The 16,840-nt window shown below is 35.6% G+C and carries 17 protein-coding genes; 6 read left to right on the forward strand and 11 right to left on the reverse strand.

The features are described 5' to 3' along the window. Nucleotides 1–49: 49 nt before the first annotated feature. The 5 genes from ACB104_RS09940 to ACB104_RS09960 all read right to left on the reverse strand — a co-directional run bounded on the left by ACB104_RS09940 (nt 50) and on the right by ACB104_RS09960 (nt 5,222). Nucleotides 50–949, reverse strand: a complete 900-nt coding sequence (locus ACB104_RS09940) for a mechanosensitive ion channel family protein (RefSeq protein WP_370478348.1) — start codon at nt 947–949, stop codon at nt 50–52. Nucleotide 950: 1 nt separating this feature from the next. Next, entirely contained in the window at nt 951–2,264 is a 1,314-nt protein-coding gene (locus ACB104_RS09945; protein WP_370478349.1) for an ABC transporter permease, read from the reverse strand. 5 nt (nt 2,265–2,269) lie between these two features. Further along, entirely contained in the window at nt 2,270–3,196 is a 927-nt protein-coding gene (locus tag ACB104_RS09950; protein WP_370478351.1) for an ABC transporter ATP-binding protein, read from the reverse strand. 305 nt (nt 3,197–3,501) lie between these two features. After that, complete coding sequence (gene dnaJ, locus ACB104_RS09955) at nt 3,502–4,620, reverse strand: molecular chaperone DnaJ (RefSeq protein WP_370478353.1); 1,119 nt, start codon at nt 4,618–4,620, stop codon at nt 3,502–3,504. A gap of 47 nt (nt 4,621–4,667) precedes the next feature. Then, on the reverse strand, nt 4,668–5,222 hold the full coding sequence (locus ACB104_RS09960) for a nucleotide exchange factor GrpE (protein ID WP_370478354.1): 555 nt from the start codon (nt 5,220–5,222) through the stop codon (nt 4,668–4,670). 148 nt (nt 5,223–5,370) lie between these two features. Here ACB104_RS09960 and ACB104_RS09965 point away from each other — a divergent pair, with 148 nt between their 5' ends. Further along, nucleotides 5,371–6,027: a YceI family protein gene (locus ACB104_RS09965; protein WP_370478356.1), complete on the forward strand. Its 657-nt coding sequence runs from the start codon at nt 5,371–5,373 to the stop codon at nt 6,025–6,027. A gap of 541 nt (nt 6,028–6,568) precedes the next feature. Here ACB104_RS09965 and ACB104_RS09970 read toward each other — a convergent pair. Next, nucleotides 6,569–6,733 (reverse strand): hypothetical protein, encoded by a 165-nt coding sequence (locus ACB104_RS09970; protein ID WP_370478358.1) that lies wholly within the window; start codon nt 6,731–6,733, stop codon nt 6,569–6,571. A 19-nt stretch (nt 6,734–6,752) separates the two neighbouring features. On the opposite strand from ACB104_RS09970, the gene ACB104_RS09975 reads away from it, so the two are divergent. Beyond that, entirely contained in the window at nt 6,753–6,947 is a 195-nt protein-coding gene (locus tag ACB104_RS09975) for a phosphatase PAP2 family protein (RefSeq protein ID WP_370478359.1), read from the forward strand. A gap of 69 nt (nt 6,948–7,016) precedes the next feature. On the opposite strand, the gene ACB104_RS09980 is transcribed toward ACB104_RS09975, so the two are convergent. Then, the gene (locus ACB104_RS09980; protein WP_370478361.1) at nt 7,017–7,949 is read right to left on the reverse strand and encodes a TIGR01777 family oxidoreductase; all 933 of its coding nucleotides are present in this window, start codon (nt 7,947–7,949) and stop codon (nt 7,017–7,019) included. An 83-nt stretch (nt 7,950–8,032) separates the two neighbouring features. Continuing rightward, a complete protein-coding gene (gene mnmC2, locus ACB104_RS09985; protein WP_370478362.1) occupies nt 8,033–8,740 on the reverse strand; it encodes a tRNA (5-methylaminomethyl-2-thiouridine)(34)-methyltransferase MnmC2 in 708 nt (235 codons plus the stop codon). Between the two features lie 104 nt (nt 8,741–8,844). Here mnmC2 and ACB104_RS09990 point away from each other — a divergent pair, with 104 nt between their 5' ends. Beyond that, complete coding sequence (locus tag ACB104_RS09990) at nt 8,845–9,912, forward strand: branched-chain amino acid aminotransferase (RefSeq protein WP_370478364.1); 1,068 nt, start codon at nt 8,845–8,847, stop codon at nt 9,910–9,912. A gap of 275 nt (nt 9,913–10,187) precedes the next feature. On the opposite strand, the gene ACB104_RS09995 is transcribed toward ACB104_RS09990, so the two are convergent. Both ACB104_RS09995 and ACB104_RS10000 read right to left on the reverse strand, forming a co-directional pair. Then, nucleotides 10,188–10,574 carry a pyrophosphohydrolase domain-containing protein gene (locus ACB104_RS09995; RefSeq protein ID WP_370478366.1) on the reverse strand — a complete coding sequence of 129 codons (387 nt, stop codon included), beginning with the start codon at nt 10,572–10,574 and terminating at the stop codon, nt 10,188–10,190. 437 nt (nt 10,575–11,011) lie between these two features. After that, nucleotides 11,012–13,051 (reverse strand): dipeptidyl-peptidase 3 family protein, encoded by a 2,040-nt coding sequence (locus ACB104_RS10000; RefSeq protein ID WP_370478367.1) that lies wholly within the window; start codon nt 13,049–13,051, stop codon nt 11,012–11,014. A gap of 188 nt (nt 13,052–13,239) precedes the next feature. Here ACB104_RS10000 and ACB104_RS10005 point away from each other — a divergent pair, with 188 nt between their 5' ends. Genes ACB104_RS10005 through ACB104_RS10015 form a run of 3 tightly spaced genes read left to right on the forward strand, consistent with a single transcriptional unit; the run spans nt 13,240 to nt 16,120 of the window. Then, entirely contained in the window at nt 13,240–14,262 is a 1,023-nt protein-coding gene (locus ACB104_RS10005) for an SRPBCC family protein (RefSeq protein WP_370478369.1), read from the forward strand. A gap of 1 nt (nt 14,263) precedes the next feature. Next, the gene (crcB, locus tag ACB104_RS10010; RefSeq protein WP_370478370.1) at nt 14,264–14,629 is read left to right on the forward strand and encodes a fluoride efflux transporter CrcB; all 366 of its coding nucleotides are present in this window, start codon (nt 14,264–14,266) and stop codon (nt 14,627–14,629) included. A 57-nt stretch (nt 14,630–14,686) separates the two neighbouring features. Next, nucleotides 14,687–16,120 (forward strand): amidohydrolase family protein, encoded by a 1,434-nt coding sequence (locus tag ACB104_RS10015; RefSeq protein WP_370478372.1) that lies wholly within the window; start codon nt 14,687–14,689, stop codon nt 16,118–16,120. Nucleotides 16,121–16,179: 59 nt separating this feature from the next. On the opposite strand, the gene ACB104_RS10020 is transcribed toward ACB104_RS10015, so the two are convergent. Continuing rightward, nucleotides 16,180–16,785, reverse strand: coding sequence for a DUF1684 domain-containing protein (locus tag ACB104_RS10020; protein ID WP_370478374.1), 606 nt, complete (start codon nt 16,783–16,785; stop codon nt 16,180–16,182). Nucleotides 16,786–16,840 lie beyond the last annotated feature (55 nt).

Consider the following 16,840-nt stretch of genomic DNA (forward strand, 5'->3'; position numbering starts at 1 on the left):
AACCTCTTTTTCTTTATGACACGACGTTCTTTGATAAGCCTTTTAAAGTTTATTTTTGAATAATATGAATATCTCTCTGTGGGAATGGAATGGTTACATTGTTCTCCCTGAATAAACGGTCAATTTCAAACCTAATATCACTTTTAGGAAATTGAGCTTTAAAACTATCATTTAAGGTAAAGGCAATTTTAAAATTTAGCGAACTATCACCAAAATCCATAAAAACCACTGTTGGTTCCGGCTCACTAAGCACATTAGGATGGGTGCTCGCCGCTTGAATCAATAATCTCTTAACCAATTGAACGTCGCTTCCGTAGGCAACACCAACCTCAACGCTTTCTCGTGTTGTTGTGCCATTTTGTGTCCAGTTGTACAAACTATTTTCCAAATATAAATGATTTGGTATAACGAGCACTTTATTATCAATGGTCACTGCTCTTGTGGTTCTCAGCTTAATTTCCTCAACTCGTCCAACCTTACCATCTATTTCAATAATATCGCCCACATGAACCGTTTGGTCTATCAATATAAAAATACCGGATATTATATCTTGAAACAAGGTTTGAAGTGCCAAACCAATACCAATCAATAAGGCCGCAGATGCTGCAAAAATAGCCGTAACATTAAACCCAATGGCATCGAGAACGATGAGCATGACGACTAGGTAAATTATCCACCGCGCAAATGAAAAAACGGTATTGAATTTTACCTTATCGTCTTTGGGCATATTTTTGGTGATCAGCTTCTTTATCCACCGCAACAAATAGGTAGTGACAATCATCACCATGGCTACTAGTAAAATATATTTTACCTTGAGCACAATATGGTGCGCATCATCAATTGTTCCGTATGTAAAGTCAATAATTTTGAATTCTAAAAATTCACCCAATTTTTCCCAGATCGAACTTTCTTTAATGGTGTCTTCTATTTTTTCCAAATCCTGAATCATATTAATACTTTATCCATTTAATAATTTCTTTATAGCTCGGCTTTTTGCCATACATTAAAATACCTACTCTATAAATTTTTGCGGCAAACCAAACCGTAAACATAAACGAACCAATCAAAATCAACAATGATAAGAATTGCTGCCACAACGGCACGCCAAAAGGAATACGCATTAACATAACCACTGGCGATGTTAATGGTATAAACGAAAAAATGGTTGATATCGTACCATGGGGATCTTCAATAACTGTAAAGATACCAATATAAACGGCCAAAATTAAAGGCATTATTATGGGCATCATAAATTGTTGCGTATCGGTTTCGCTATCTACTGCGGCTCCAATGGCTACATAAAGTGAACTGTAAAGCAGATAACCGCTAACAAAAAATAATATAAACGCAAAAATAATATTCATCAATGGTAAATTGGTAAGTGCCGTTTTAAACGATTCAAAATAAAAAGTAAAATCTGGTTTTTGAGCAGCCATTTCCATAATCTCTTGTTGTGGCATTGGAGATTCGGAAAAACTTATTCCCAACACCAGGGATACTATGGTCATTAATAAACCACCGAAAACCAACCAAATGGCAAATTGGGTAATACCCGCCAAAGAGGTTCCAATTATTTTGCCAAGCATTAATTGTACTGGTTTTACAGATGAAATTATAACTTCTATAATTCGGCTTGTTTTTTCCTCAATAACGCTACGCATAATCATATTGCCATAAATTATAATGAACATGAAAAGCAAATAACCAACGGCTATGCCGAAAATGAGCTTGACCAAACTATCTGTCTTTGATGTTTTTTCACCCTCAAAACTCTCCTGAAAAACTTCTACGTATGCTCTAGAGGCTTCAATCATATCAATATTAACCCCATTGTTTTGCATGTTTACATGGGTGAGTTCATTTTCTATTTTACGCTCTATATCTGATATTACGGTTAATGAAGGCACATCTTCTGAATAGAACATGATATGTTTTGAAACGTCTTCAACCGAATCAAAATCTTCAACATACAATAAGCCATATGCTTCTGACTCTTTTGATAAGGCCTTAGCGTCTTGCAAATCCATACTTGGCAGCATATTATAGGTTGTATGGTCGGTGCTTTTAAAAATTTCACCGACCAACCCAGACTCATCCAATATATTGATTGTACGAACTTTTTCGTTATTCAGCTGCGACAAATAAGCAACAACAGAGATTAGGGCTATCATTATAATCGGACTCAAAATAGTCATGACTATAAAAGATTTATTTCTAACCTTGGTTAAATATTCCCTTTTTATGATAAGTGGTAAGTGGTTCATAAAAATTAATTATTCTTTACTGTTTGAATAAAAATATCGTTTACACTTGGGATAAGTTCAATAAAATGGGAAACCTCTCCTTTTGAAGTCAGGTAGCTCAACAAATCATTTGGTGTTTCGTTTTCCTTAAGCTTAATATTTAGTTTCAGTTCATCCTCTAAAGTTTTGAATTTTGCCTCTGAAACCGCAAACTTTTGTTCCAATTCCTTTCTCAATATATCTTTATCACTAGCTCTAATACCCACCTCAAAAGTATTTATTTTGTATTGCCTTTTTACATCGGCCAATTTACCATCCAATATTTTATTAGATTTATTGATAAGGGCAATATCATCACACAATTCTTCAACCGATTCCATTCTGTGTGTCGAAAAAATAACTGTTGCACCTTCATCGCGTAATCGTAAAATTTCATCTTTAATTAGATTGGCATTTATGGGGTCAAACCCAGAAAAAGGTTCGTCAAAAATCAATAATTTGGGTTGGTGCAATACAGTAACCACAAATTGTATTTTTTGTGCCATACCTTTTGAAAGCTCTTGGATTTTCTTGTTCCACCAATCGCCAATCTCCAATCGTTCAAACCAATATTTGAGCCTTGTTTTGGCTTCAGTTTTGCTCAATCCTTTTAATTGTGCCAAATATAAAGCCTGCTCCCCTACCTTCATGGATTTGTACAAACCGCGTTCTTCTGGCAAGTAACCAATATCTTTAATATGGTGTTCCTTTAACGGTTCACCATCTAAATGTACATATCCAGAATCTGGAATTGTAATTTGATTAATAATACGTATCAGTGTTGTTTTTCCAGCCCCATTGGGCCCTAATAAACCAAAAATGCTTCCTTTAGGAACTGAAATTGAAACGTTGTTTAGCGCCTTAAAATCTCCAAATTTCTTTGAAACTTTATTAACTTCCAATAAGTTACTCATTTATAATTTTTTATTGACAAGTGGCTGGTAAAGATATTAAATGTAAGATGAGAAGTTCAAAGGAATTTAGCTAAATAACCCATAAAATTTAAAAATAGACTTCCTTAAAAACAAAACCCACCCTTAATAAAATTAAGGATGGGAAAAAAATTGCTATGAAAAAGAAAAATTACCACTAAAGTTAATTAGTGATAGTCAAATATAGTTTTTTTTTCAATACCAAGAGCAAAACTATTGGATATCTTGCAATTTTAAACAAAAAAAAATCGCAATTATAGCAGATTTTTCTTGTTAATTAACATATGTTATGTAAACATATCTTTCACCTTTTCGAAGAAAGATTTGTCTGTACTTTCGGGTTTTGGCGAGAAATGGTCATCTTCTTGCATCGCTTCAAAAAACTCTCTTTGTTGCTTACTCAATGTTTTTGGGGTCCATACATTTACGTGTACCAAAAGATCTCCTTTTCCGTAACCATTTATGCTTGGTATGCCCTTTCCGCGCAAGCGTAAAATTTTTCCCGATTGTACACCAGCTTCAACTTTTATGCGCACTTTGCCCGAAACGGTATCTATTTCCTTTGAGGTTCCTAAAACAGCTTCTGGAAAACTTACGTACAAATCGTAGTGCAAATTATCTCCTTCGCGTTGCAATTTTTCGTGTTGCTCTTCTTCAATAAGCACGATTAAATCCCCCGAAGTACCATTACCTGGAGCTTCATTTCCTTTACCGGAAACTTTTAGTTGCATACCGTCAACAACCCCAGCAGGTATTTTTATGGAAACTGTTTCTTCAGAAACTTTAAGCCCTTGGGCATCTGCACCGCTACCAACCTTATCGATGGTTTCTCCTGCCCCACCACAAACATTACATGGCGCTGAAGTTTGCATTCTTCCTAAAATTGTATTAGCAATGCGGGTAACCTGACCTGTACCGTTACACGTAGAACAGGTTTTATATGTTGTGCCTGGCGCTTGAACTTTGCGCTTTACTTTTATCTTTTTCTCAACGCCATTGGCTATTTCCTCTAAGGTGAGTTTTACACGGATTCGTAAATTACTTCCTTTAACACGACGCTGGCCTCCACCTCCGCCAAAACCAGAGAAACCTCCTCCACCAAATGCACCACCAAAAATATCACCGAACTGACTGAATATATCATCCATATTCATGCCGCCACCGCCAAAACCACCGCCATTTTCAAAGGCTTGGTGACCAAACTGATCGTAACGGGCTTTTTTATCTGCATTGCTGAGTACCTCGTAGGCCTCAGCTGCTTCCTTAAATTTTGTTTCGGCTTCTTTATCATCTGGGTTTTTATCGGGATGAAATTCTATAGCTTTTTTGCGGTAAGCTTTTTTAATTTCCGCAGCACTCGCGCCTTTGCTAATACCCAATACTTCGTAATAATCTCTTTTAGCCATATTCCTTTATTAACTTCTTCTCTTGTTAAAGAATTCTTCCACTATTCTTATTGCCCAATAACCACCTTAGGGAAACGAATAATCTTTTCGCCAAGCGTATATCCTTTTTCAACGATGTCAATGATTTTACCTTTAAGGTCATTGCTAGGAGCAGGTATTTGTGTAATGGCCTCGTGGTTATCGGCATTAAAAGCATCGCCCTTTTCAACCTTCATAGCTTTGAGCCCTTTTTGCTCTAAAGTATTTACCAGTTTTTGATAAATTAAAAGCACCCCTTTGCGCAATTCTTCGGCTTCTTTGTCTTCCTCGATGTGCGTTAATGCACGTTCAAAATCATCCAAAACCGGCAATAAGGTTTTCATCACATCTTCGCTGGCGGTTGAAAATAATTCAATACGCTCTTTTGCCGTACGTCTTTTGTAGTTTTCAAATTCGGCAAACAAGCGTAAAAACTTATCTTTTTCTTGTTTTAATTCACCTTGGAGTTTTTCCTCAACAGTTTGTTCTTCAACAACTTGTTCTTCTACGCCAACAGCTTCGTTTTGCACATCGGCATTAGCTTGGCTATTTTCTATATCGTTAGCTTTATCTTTTTTGCTCATTGCTTATCTTATTTAAACAAATTCTAAAATGAGTTGGCAAAAGTACTGCCATTATTGTAAAAATGCCATAATGTCACTAAAATAATTTTAGTTTTTTCTTAACATATGTTTATGTAGTTTTATGAAAATAACATAAAAACCATTTACTATGAAAACGAAATTTGCAACACTATTATTTATTACCGCCCTTGCAACGGTATTTATTAGCTGTAAGGACAAGGCTAAGGAGGCCAAAACCACGTCAGCTGAAACACCTGAAACTACAGAAGAAATTACCGAAAACTATAAAGCCAAGCTAGAGGCTTCATATATTGACTGGAAAGGCTTTAAGCCAACCGGAGAGCATTTTGGGACCATTGAATTGGAGCGTGGTTCATTTGAAGTAGCTGATGGTAAAATTGTTGGAGGTTCTTTTGTTATCGACATGCATTCTATTACCGTGAAGGATTTGCCAGCAGATGATAAAAAAAATGCAAGACTTGCCGGACATTTAAAAAGTCCAGACTTTTTTGATGTTGACACCCACCCAAGTGCTGGTTTTACCATAACTGGTTTAGAAGAAGTTGATGGTAAAATGATGCTTTCTGGAAATTTATCATTAAAAGATACCAAAAACAACGTAACATTCCCCGTTTCAATTTCACATGAAGGTGAACAGTTGGTCCTTGAAAGTGAAACGTTCACCATTGACCGTTCTAAATGGAATGTAAAACATGGTTCTAAGTCGTTTTTTGACAATCTCGGTGACAAATTCATTAATGATGATATTGAGTTGAAAATTATGGTTAAAGCTGCAAAGTCTTAATTGATAAACTTCAAAAATCAAAAAAACCACCTTGATTATTCAGGGTGGGTTTTTTATTTCTTATTGTTACAATTAATTCCGTTTGCAATTGAAAAAGTTCTCTTAACCCAAAAATTATTTCAACATTAAGAAACAATGCTACCTTTACCTTGACAACAACTAAAAAAGACGATGAAAAAAATAAGTTTAGTGATTATATTTTCAATACTTACCGTTAACCTCTTTGGACAAAACTAAAGAATGATTCTCTTCCTGCTACGAAAACCAACAAGTTTAATTATAAAGCTCTAATCATTCCATCTGCATTAATTAGCTATGGATTAATTGGAATAGAAAGTGACGGCTTAAAATTATTTAACGCTGAAATCAAAGAAGAAATTAATGAGCACATTGATGAAAAATTCACCATAGATGATATTTCTCAATACACTCCATTTCTGTCCGTTTATGCCCTAAATGCATTAGGCGTTAAAGGCAAACACAATTTTAAAGACCGAACTATTATTTTAGGAACAGCCTATTTAATTATGGCAACCTCAGTTCATTTTGCCAAGAGCTCAGGCAACGTGCTTAGGCCAGATGCATCTACCAATAATTCATTCCCCTCTGGCCACACGGCTACAGCATTTATGGGCGCTGAATTTTTACTACAGGAATATAAGGACATCTCAGTTTGGTAAGGCATTTCTGGGTATTTGGTTGCCACGGGAACTGGCTTTTTTAGAATGTATAATAACAGGCATTGGCTTACCGATATTGCAGCAGGCGCCGGTATTGGCATATTAAGCACCAAAATTGCTTATTGGACCTACCCATTTTTGAAGCGAACCATTTTTAAAGACAGAAAAAACACAAACGGAATGGTTATGCCCTTTTATGACGGAAAAGACTATGGTCTGGGTATATCTATGAGCTTTTAAAAAATATTTTCTTTAGTCAATTTCTACTCAGTTTTGTCTCTGAAAATTATACTTCAAAAGCATTTAACTCTAATGCCTATAGACCTTCGTAAATCTTAAATTTAACAAATCCCTTAAAGCTGGTTCCAAATAATTAAACTTAAAGTCAAAACCTTTGTCCTGTATTTTTTTGGAGCTTACTCGTTGACTTTCAAACAACAAAATATGCATCTCTCCCAAAATAAGCTTCATAAATAACTTAGGGATGTTGGGCAAAACCAATGGTTTTTTTAAAACTCCCGCAACTGTTTTGGTCAACTCTGTATTGCTCACTGGGTTTGGTGCCACACCATTATAAACACCGGTTAATTGATGCTGTAAAACATACAAAAAGATATTGGACAAATCAGTTATGTGTATCCATGATTGCCACTGTTTGCCACTACCAAAAGCCGCCCCAAGACCATATTTAATTGGTTTTACCAACTCCACCAAAGCACCTCCTTTATTTGAAAGCACCAAACCAATTCTAATTTTGGCAACACTAACGCCAACTTCGGCAAACCCGTCAACAACGGCTTCCCATACCTTAACAACCTGTCCCAAAAAGGAATCACTAGTTTGGTTGAACGATTGGTCGTAATAATTGGTCAAGGAATCAGGATAAATACCAATGGCACTTGCAGAAACCACTTGCTTTATTTGGTGGGTTTCCCCTTTTAAATTGTCAATTAAAAGTTGTGTGGATTCTGTTCTACTATTTAAAATTTCCTTTTTGTATGCTGGCGTCCATCGTTTTGAAACGGAAGCTCCTACCAAATGAATTATGGCATCTACGCCTTTAAAACAGGCCGTGTCAATTTCCTTTTTATCAGGATTCCAGTAAAAGCCTTGGTAGTTTTCGGTGTTTTCAATTTTGGGTTTGCTTGTGGTGAGATAGTTTACCTTAATCTCATTTTCGTGGCAAAGCTTTACAATTTCCTTTCCAATCAATCCCGTAGCCCCTGTAATTAAAACGCGCATGCTCTTTTTTTATAAAGTTACAAAACACAAAGGCTCGCTTTTAAGATTTATGCTAGGTTTAACAATTCTGTCGCACGTAACATTTAACTCATTACTTTCGTTGAATGCTTTGTTGCCCTCAGCATTTCCCTTTTTCCAGGTGGGCCAGGTAGTTTTTCAACTAAAAAGCCAACGCTTTGCATGGCACGTCGCACACTGCCTTTAGCCGAATAGGTTACCAAAATGCCATTTGGTTTTAATGCCTTAATCATTATTTGAAAAATATCCTCCGTCCATAATTCGGGTTGAACACGAGCACCAAAAGCATCAAAATAGATTAAATTAAAAGCTTGCTCGTCTTTTATTTCAGAAAAAAGCTGTTTCCGCTTTGTCAACTTAAAATTATCAGTAATGGCATAGCTTTCTTCCCAACTTACATTATGAAGTTTTTTAAAAAAAGAATCCTTGTTAGTCACATTCAAAGTTGTAGCATAATTTAATTGTTTAATTTCTTCTAGAGAGACCGGGTACGCTTCAACGCCAACATAATTGACTTTTTGATTTATTTTTTCAGCTTCCAAAAGGGTGATAAAAGCATTTAAACCTGTGCCAAAACCTATTTCTAGGATTGATATTTTTGAGCCATCTGTGTTTCGAATGTCTTCAACATGACACGATTGATGTAAACCATGCTTAATGAACACATGGTAAGCCTCTTGAATGGCACCATGTTTTGAGTGGTATTGTTCGTTCCATTCTGGAATGTGAATTGTACTTGAACCATCGGCCGTAATTATGATTTCTCTTTTCAATTCAATTTATCCTGTTAATATTTGAATTTTAAACGATTTAATGTAAATATACCGCTTTTTTAAAAACGTTTTTCTGTAAATTTGTTGCTTAAAATATCCGGACTATGAATACGATAATCAATGATATAGAAGTCATAAAAGCCAAAACTTCTAAAATCAACGAGGTAGATTTTGACAATTTAAAATTTGGAAGCGTTTTTTCCGACCACATGTTGGTTTGCGATTATAAAGATGGCAAATGGCAGGCACCAAAAGTTGAGCCTTACCAACCCATTACTTTAGACCCGTCGGCCAAAATTTTCCACTACGGGCAATCTGTATTTGAAGGAATGAAAGCTTATAAGGATACTGATGAAAACGTCTGGTTATTTCGTCCATTGGAAAACTTTAAACGTTTGAATATTTCATCTAAACGATTGGCTATTCCAGAATTGCCTGAAAGCTATTTTATGGATGGGCTAAAAACCCTTTTGGAAGTTGACAAAGATTGGATTCCGAAAAAAGAAGGTAGCTCACTGTATATCCGTCCGTTTGTATTCGCCTCTGGAAAAGGATTTCATGCCTCACCGGCCGATGAATATAAATTCATTATTTGTACAGCACCGTCTGGAGCTTATTTTGCGGGTGAAGTTCGCGTTTTAATTGAAGAAAAATATTCCCGTTCTGCCAATGGTGGCGTAGGTTTCGCTAAAGCTGGAGGTAATTACGCTGGGCAGTTTTACCCAACGCAATTGGCTGTTGATAAAGGCTACCAACAAGTTATTTGGACCGACGATACCAATCATGAATTTATTGAAGAAGCAGGTGCCATGAACATTTTTGTTCGTATTAACGACACGTTAATTACAGCACCTACAAGTGATAGAATCCTTGATGGTATTACCAGAAAAAGTATTATTGAGCTGGCAACAACAGAGAACATTCCTGTTGAAGTTAGAAAGATTTCTGTTAGCGAAGTTGTTGAAGCTGCTGAAAATGGTACGCTTAAAGAAATGTTTGGGGCAGGCACTGCTGCGGTCATTTCACCAATTTCTGGTTTTGGGTACAAAGACAAGGACTACGAGTTACCAAAACTTGACGACACCTATGCGAGTTATTTAAAAAAGCGCATAACAGACATACAGACCAATAAAGTTGAAGATCCATTTGGTTGGCGAATGGAGGTGAAATAGAAAGCCCATCCTAACCTTCCCAAAGTAAAAGAAAATTAATATACAGAAAAAGCAACCTAGCTTAGGTTGTTTTTTTATTTTTTAAGCTTTAAAATATCACACAGGGTAGAGTTGGAATGCAGGCCAGTTATTAGTACCAAATAAGATGTGATGCTGAAGGGAGTTCCGACTAACGTCATTACGAGGGAAGAATGACCGAAGTAATCTCATGATTAAAGCTAAAATTAAACAGATTGCCACGTCATTCGTACCTCATTCCTCGCAATGACAACTTCTTATTTTTCCAAAACAGATTGAATATTCGGTTTAAAATAGTTTGGCCCTTTTAACACTTTACCATCTTCACGGTAAATGGGCTGGCCATTCTCTCCTAATTTGCTCATGTTACTGCGTTGAATTTCTTCAAACACTTCTTCAATTTTGTGCTGTAAACCATGTTCAATGATCGTACCACATAATATGTAAAGCATATCGCCAAGTGCATCGGCCACTTCAACCAAATCGTTATTATTGGCCGCTTCAAGATATTCTTCATTTTCCTCGCGCATAAGTTTGTAACGCAATAAATTTTTGGCCAAACCAAGATCAGCGTGTGGTGTTTCCTTATGCCCTAATTTAAATGCTTTATGAAATGCCTTAACGGCCTTTATTTTATTTTGCATAAATAATCTATATTTGTTTGCGCATAAAATTAACCATATGTTCAGTAAAGGTCAAATCATTTTTGGGGTTTTATTTTTTATAGTGTTCACTATTATTATTGCTTATACGTACCGCAAGGATTTAAAACTTCACAAACGATTTTATGCCGGAAGCATATGGATACTTATAGCCTTTATAGCTTTCATACTTTTTATTTCTGCGATTAAATTCTTCTTTAAATAAGCTTAGTTAAAATATTGATTAATTTTTTTATCTTTCCACGCAACCTTTTCAAAAAGTTTGCATCTATTGAGTACTAAACCAACTAAAGATGAAAATACTATTAATTCTCAGCGTTCTTATTGTTATTAATATTATACTTTTAGTTTTTAGCGTAAACAAAAAAACAGAACCTTAATCAAGATTCTGTCTTCTCAAATTTCATTTATTTGAATTTTTAATTCACATCGGGCAAAAAGTTATATTGATCACTATAATTTAGCATTTGTTCTGCAAACGTTTTTGGCTGTGTTATTTTAATTGAAACAATCTCGCCAGAGTCATCTTTCTCAGCCACTAAAATAGGATTAACATAACCAGTATAAGGTGCCGATTTGTATTGTTTGTTACGTTCCAAAACCTCGGTATGAATAGCCTGATCTACTTTAACACCATAACCCTCTACCAAGGCTTCAACAGCCGCATAATCACCTTCAGATTTTATGCGTTGGGCTTCTCGTAAAAGCTGTCCAAATAAATCTCTTAGCTTGGCGTAGTCATTAATATTGTAATAGGTTTTGCCTTCTTTGGTCACTTTTTCGATTATATTCTCCTTTTGTCCTTTTTCAAAAACCCAAGCCGAAATCCATTGCCTATTGCGCATATGTGCTTCTTCAACATCATCGCCTAAATTCAATCTGACCAATTGAACCAAAAGTCCGTTACGGATATAAGCATCATACGAAGCTCGCCCAACGGCCTCCCAATCATCAACCAAACCTAATTCTTGTAACTTAGGATGGTACATATAATAAAGCGCCACCAAATCCGCACGACCTTCTTCTAAAGTTGAAGCATAGTTTTTAAGTGTTTCTTTGGTTTCTGGTACACCAGGATTTAATTGACCCGAAGCATGCCCTATTACTTCATGCAAGGCGGTTTCCAATTTATCGGCCAACTCGCCATATTGCTCATGGTTTTTAAATTCTTCCTCATCGTGAACAAATTCTTTTGTGCGTCCAGCGCTACTGGCTTTATTTGATGCATTTATAATATTTCCGAGTGACACAGATTTGCTACCCACAGCAGCACGAATCCAACTAGAGTTTGGCAAATTCACCCCAATTGGCGTGCTTGGTGAAGCATCGCCAGCTTCGCCTGCAACATTTACCACTTTATAAGTAACTCCGACTACATTTTCCTTTTTATGTGCTTCAATGAGGGTAGAATTATCTTCAAACCATTGGGCGTTATCTGACAGTACCTTCATTTTTTGCGACATATCAAAATCATTGATTTGTACAATCATTTCATAAGACCCTGTATAACCGAGAGGGTCGTTGTACACTTCAACAAATCCATTTATATAATCTACATTTCCTTCCGTTGCGTTTGTCCAAGCTACATTATAATCATCCCAAGTTTGCAAATCACCAGTTTTATAATAGTCAATCAGCAAGCCTAATGCATTCGCTTGTGCTTCATTTTCTGCAACACCTTTGGCTAGTTCCAACCACTTTATTATCTCATCAATAGCTTCTCCATAAAGGCCGCCAGATTTATAAATACGCTCTTTTACTTCGCCATTCTCCTTAACCAATTGGGAGTTTATTCCGAACGCCAAAGGCTTTTCTGGGTTAGGCGATGTTTTGGTTTTATAATAATTTGCCACATCTTCATTGGTAACATCTGGACCATAAAAATTCACGGCTGAAAGTGATGCGTTGTCAACCCCTTTACCTTGATTTACTTTTTTGGTATCAACCTCATTGAAAAGGATTTCAAGAATATCTGAATCCAAATCCGTATTGGTTTCGGTGAGCAACATTTTTAAATAATCGGCAGAAAACTCAGGTTTTAACTTATCATTGGAGTAATGATGATGAATACCATTGCTAAACCATACACGTTTCAAATAGATTTCAAAAGCCTTCCAATCTTCTGAAGATTTATCGCCAGAATAATTAGTGTAAACATGCTCAAGCTCCTTTCTTATTTTGAGATTGTGCTTGTAGTTTTGGTCCCACATAATATCCCTTCCGGCTAAACCAGCTTGAGTTAAATAGTACACCAATTTTTGTTCATTTAAAGTTAGCACATCCCATCCCGGAACTTCGTACCTCAACACTTTAACATCTGCAAATTGCTCTACAAAAAAATCAAATTCTGCAGTTTCGTTGTAGGCCATGGCGCCCTCAATTTTTTTGGAATTTTCATTGCCACACGAAAATAAAATAGTGAAAACCAGTGCTAAATTTAAGATTGATTTAAGGTTCATTTTTTGAAATTTTTTATTTTAATATTGTTAAAAAAGTCAACTGAATTTCTATTTTAATTATTGATAAACTTAAAAATCATCCTTTTGACTAAAAAATATTTATTTTTAAGACAACAAATGTAATAATTTATTAAACAAAAATTAAAATTGTCTATCTTTGATTTGTCTAATTTTTCAAAACTTTAACAATGAAGACACTCAAATACATTCTTTTCCTCTTACTCATTGTTATTATTGGTTTTTCCATTTATGTAGCCGTTCAACCGAACGAATTTAATTTTTCAAGAAGCAAGGTTATTCAAGCGCCAGCTTCGGTGGTCTTTAACAAAGTAAACGACTTTAAAAATTGGCCTAGTTTTTCACCATGGTTGGAGCAAGAACCAAATGCTAAATTAACCTATGGCGAAAAAACTGCTGGGGTTGATGGTTCTTATGCTTGGAGCGGTGAAGTTTTAGGCGAAGGCAGTATGAAAACTTTAGATGTGATAGAAAATGAATTGATTGCCCAGCACATTAACTTTATAAAACCTTTTGAATCGGAATCGGATATCAATTGGATATTCGAACCAACAGATGAAGGCACAAGGGTAACCTGGCAAATGTCAGGCAAGCAAGATTTTATGACCAAAATGTTCACCACATTTGCAGGATCTATTGAACAGATGACAGGCCCTGATTTTGAACGTGGCCTGTTTAAATTAGACAGCATAATTACAACGGACATACAAAAATATAGCGTAACTGTTGATGGCATTACTGAGCACGGTGGCGGGTTTTACGTATATAATACCGCATCATGTAAGATAACCGACATTGAAAGCAAAATGCAGGAAATGATGCCCAAAGTAATCAACTACGCCATGAGCAACAATATTAAAATGGCTGGAGCACCTTTTACTTATTACCATAAATGGGACCTTGAAAATAACGCTACCATGTTTTCGTCCTGTGTTCCCACTACGGCAAAAGTTATTTCTTCAGTAAGCGATATTTTAACTGGCCAATTAGCACCTTTTAAAGCTCTTAAAACCACATTAAGAGGAGATTACTCTAATTTAGAGGAAGCTTGGGAAACCGCCATGAAATATGTAACAGACAATAGCTTGGAGTTTGTTGATGACGGCCCCATGTTGGAAGTTTATGTTAACGACCCCATGACCAGCCCAAACCCAGCAGATTGGATTACCGAAATTTACATTGCCATTAAATAAAATGAAGCAGGTTTTATTAGTTTTTATTGGTGGTGGATTTGGCAGTGCGTTGCGTTTTTTAATTGGAAAATATTTAAACAAACCCGAAACCTTCATGCCTTACGGCACATTTACAGCCAATGTATTAGGCTGTTTGCTTATAGGTATCGTTTTAGGCCTGGCCGGAAAAAACACGTCACTTTCGCAAAACCATATTTTACTCTTGGCTTCGGGATTTTGTGGTGGATTTACCACCTTTTCAACTTTTGCTTACGAAAACCATGTCCTCTTAAAATCGGGTGATTTTATGGGCTTTGTGGTTTATACCATTGCCAGCTTTATTGCCGGGTTTTTAGCGGTGTTTTTTGGAATGTTTTTGGTGAAATAAACTTGACTTAACAAAATATTATAGTCCAAAATCTCCAAATTAGTCATAATTAGGTAAATGAAAATATTAAAAGGTCTTTTAAAAATTGTAAGTATTCTTTTAGGACTGCTAGTATTAACTGCTCTAATCTCACTTTGGATTGATTTAGAAAAAACCAGCTACCTAAACATCAAAGAAAACGAATTGGCAAACAAAGATTCTTTTCTTATAAAAGATGCCAATGTCATACCAATGAACCGAGATACTGTTTTGGTTAACCAAATGGTATACATAAAAGAGGGCGTAATTCAGAAGATTGCCGACACTATTGAAGTCAATGGCATTGAAATTATTGACGCTAAAAATAAATTTTTAACACCTGGCCTTATTGATATGCATGTTCATGTTTGGGACAGATATGAACTCGGTTTATACCTATCAAATGGCATTACAACGGTTAGAAATTTATGGGGCATGCCCATGCATTTAAGAATTAAAGAAGATGTTAAAAATGACAAAATTTTTTCGCCCACGTTTATTACAACAGGACCAAAGCTCACAGGCTTGAAATTTATTGGTGACGATAATTTAAATCTGACTAGTCCCAATGAAGGTAGAAATAAAGTGATTTCATACAAGGAAAGAGGTTACGACTTGATTAAAACTTATTACGGGCTGGATAAAGAAATATTTGATGCCATCATTGAGCAAGCCGAAATTTCAGAAATTGATATTGTTGCCCATCCCTCTCAAAAAGTGCCTTTTTCATATCATTTAAATCCAAAAATCAAATCCATTGAACATGCCGAAGAAATTGTTCAGCAACCTTTGCAGTTCGATTTAGATACCATTAAACTAGAACCTATTATTGATTCCATATCGCGCTCCAACCATACAAGTTATTGCCCAACAATAACGGTATTCAACAATATCTACCAAATGATGATTAATGATTCCATTTTAGATTCTGAGCCTTTAGCGTATATGAATCCGCTAATCAAAAAAACAGACAGTAAAAATCAATTTGAGCGCTGGTTTTATACAGAGCAAGATGACCCTTCCGCAACAGACCATATAAAAAAACAACATGATTTTCATATTACAATAGTTAATAAACTTCACGAAGCAGGCGTAAATATAATTTGTGGCACCGACGCTGGCATTGGAGTTACCCTTCCTGGTTTTTCAATTCACCAAGAACTGGCATTCTATAAAGAAGCTGGCCTTTCTAATTACGAGGCCTTGAAAACAGCTACGGCAAACCCTTCCAAAACACATAATTTCATGAACTCGTTGGGAACCATTGAAGAAGGCAAAATAGCCAATTTATTAATTGTTGACAAAAATCCCCTTTTGGAATTATCTTCACTTGAAAAACCTTCATTTGTTTTTATTAAGGGAAGAAAATTAAATAGGGAGACACTGGATTATTTTGACGAAAAAGCTAAAAACAGAAACAATTTAATCGCTACGGCGCTTAGGTATTTGGAAAACTTAATAATTGAAAAGTAAGCTACTTTAATAAGAATTACTTGAAGCAATTATACCTAGAAAGTTAACCAAATTCAATATTAATGCTTCCCAAAAGCCTTTACCCCAGCTTCAATTCTGGTTTTTAAATAATTTTTTCGGGGTACGATTGGGCAAGAATATCTGTCGTTATAAGCGCAATAAGGGTTATACGCCGTATTAAAATCAATTATAATGGTTTCACTTTCAGGTATTTGAACGTCGATATAACGACCACCACCGTAGCTTTCTAGACCGTTAGTTTCATCCAAAAAAGGTAAAAACAAGTGGTTTTCGTAACCTTCCTTCTCCATCATATCTTGGTTTTGGTAAATATCCAAAGTAAAAGTTTCACCTTTTAAAGTAAATGATAACTCAGCGTATTTTATATAAACTGGCAGCCTGTCTGTTGTAGTTTTCATTTTGAACGCTTTTTCATTTGGCGTTCTTGTAAACTTTGCCTTTACCACATAGGTAGAATCGAACTCGAAAAAATCCAAACCTTCAAAATGCTTTCTATCCTCATCCTTGAGAGGTGACCTAGAAGCATCCTTAAATTGTGCATTAATTTCTTTTTGAAACTCAGTTTCACCCAACACAGGTCGCTTTTTCTGTTCACAACTTTTTAAATACAAAACACATACAAAAAGGAAAACAAATTTCTTCATCTGATTAAAATTTCATTTCAAAAATACAATTTCAAAATATTTTATATAAGTTTGT

The organism is Tamlana flava (assembly GCF_041287255.1).
GTDB lineage: Bacteria > Bacteroidota > Bacteroidia > Flavobacteriales > Flavobacteriaceae > Tamlana > Tamlana flava.

What these genes read in the sequence shown, in the direction of transcription:
- crcB (WP_370478370.1), top strand. Translation starts at nt 14,264, where the DNA reads ATGAAGCAGGTTTTATTAGTTTTTATTGGTGGTGGATTTGGCAGTGCG.
- ACB104_RS09980 (WP_370478361.1), bottom strand. Translation starts at nt 7,949, where the DNA reads ATGCGCGTTTTAATTACAGGGGCTACGGGATTGATTGGAAAGGAAATT.
- ACB104_RS10020 (WP_370478374.1), bottom strand. Translation starts at nt 16,785, where the DNA reads ATGAAGAAATTTGTTTTCCTTTTTGTATGTGTTTTGTATTTAAAAAGT.
- ACB104_RS10015 (WP_370478372.1), top strand. Translation starts at nt 14,687, where the DNA reads ATGAAAATATTAAAAGGTCTTTTAAAAATTGTAAGTATTCTTTTAGGA.
- ACB104_RS10005 (WP_370478369.1), top strand. Translation starts at nt 13,240, where the DNA reads ATGAAGACACTCAAATACATTCTTTTCCTCTTACTCATTGTTATTATT.
- ACB104_RS09950 (WP_370478351.1), bottom strand. Translation starts at nt 3,196, where the DNA reads ATGAGTAACTTATTGGAAGTTAATAAAGTTTCAAAGAAATTTGGAGAT.
- ACB104_RS09995 (WP_370478366.1), bottom strand. Translation starts at nt 10,574, where the DNA reads ATGCAAAATAAAATAAAGGCCGTTAAGGCATTTCATAAAGCATTTAAA.
- ACB104_RS10000 (WP_370478367.1), bottom strand. Translation starts at nt 13,051, where the DNA reads ATGAACCTTAAATCAATCTTAAATTTAGCACTGGTTTTCACTATTTTA.
- ACB104_RS09945 (WP_370478349.1), bottom strand. Translation starts at nt 2,264, where the DNA reads ATGAACCACTTACCACTTATCATAAAAAGGGAATATTTAACCAAGGTT.
- ACB104_RS09975 (WP_370478359.1), top strand. Translation starts at nt 6,753, where the DNA reads ATGTATAATAACAGGCATTGGCTTACCGATATTGCAGCAGGCGCCGGT.
- ACB104_RS09990 (WP_370478364.1), top strand. Translation starts at nt 8,845, where the DNA reads ATGAATACGATAATCAATGATATAGAAGTCATAAAAGCCAAAACTTCT.
- ACB104_RS09960 (WP_370478354.1), bottom strand. Translation starts at nt 5,222, where the DNA reads ATGAGCAAAAAAGATAAAGCTAACGATATAGAAAATAGCCAAGCTAAT.
- dnaJ (WP_370478353.1), bottom strand. Translation starts at nt 4,620, where the DNA reads ATGGCTAAAAGAGATTATTACGAAGTATTGGGTATTAGCAAAGGCGCG.
- ACB104_RS09940 (WP_370478348.1), bottom strand. Translation starts at nt 949, where the DNA reads ATGATTCAGGATTTGGAAAAAATAGAAGACACCATTAAAGAAAGTTCG.
- ACB104_RS09965 (WP_370478356.1), top strand. Translation starts at nt 5,371, where the DNA reads ATGAAAACGAAATTTGCAACACTATTATTTATTACCGCCCTTGCAACG.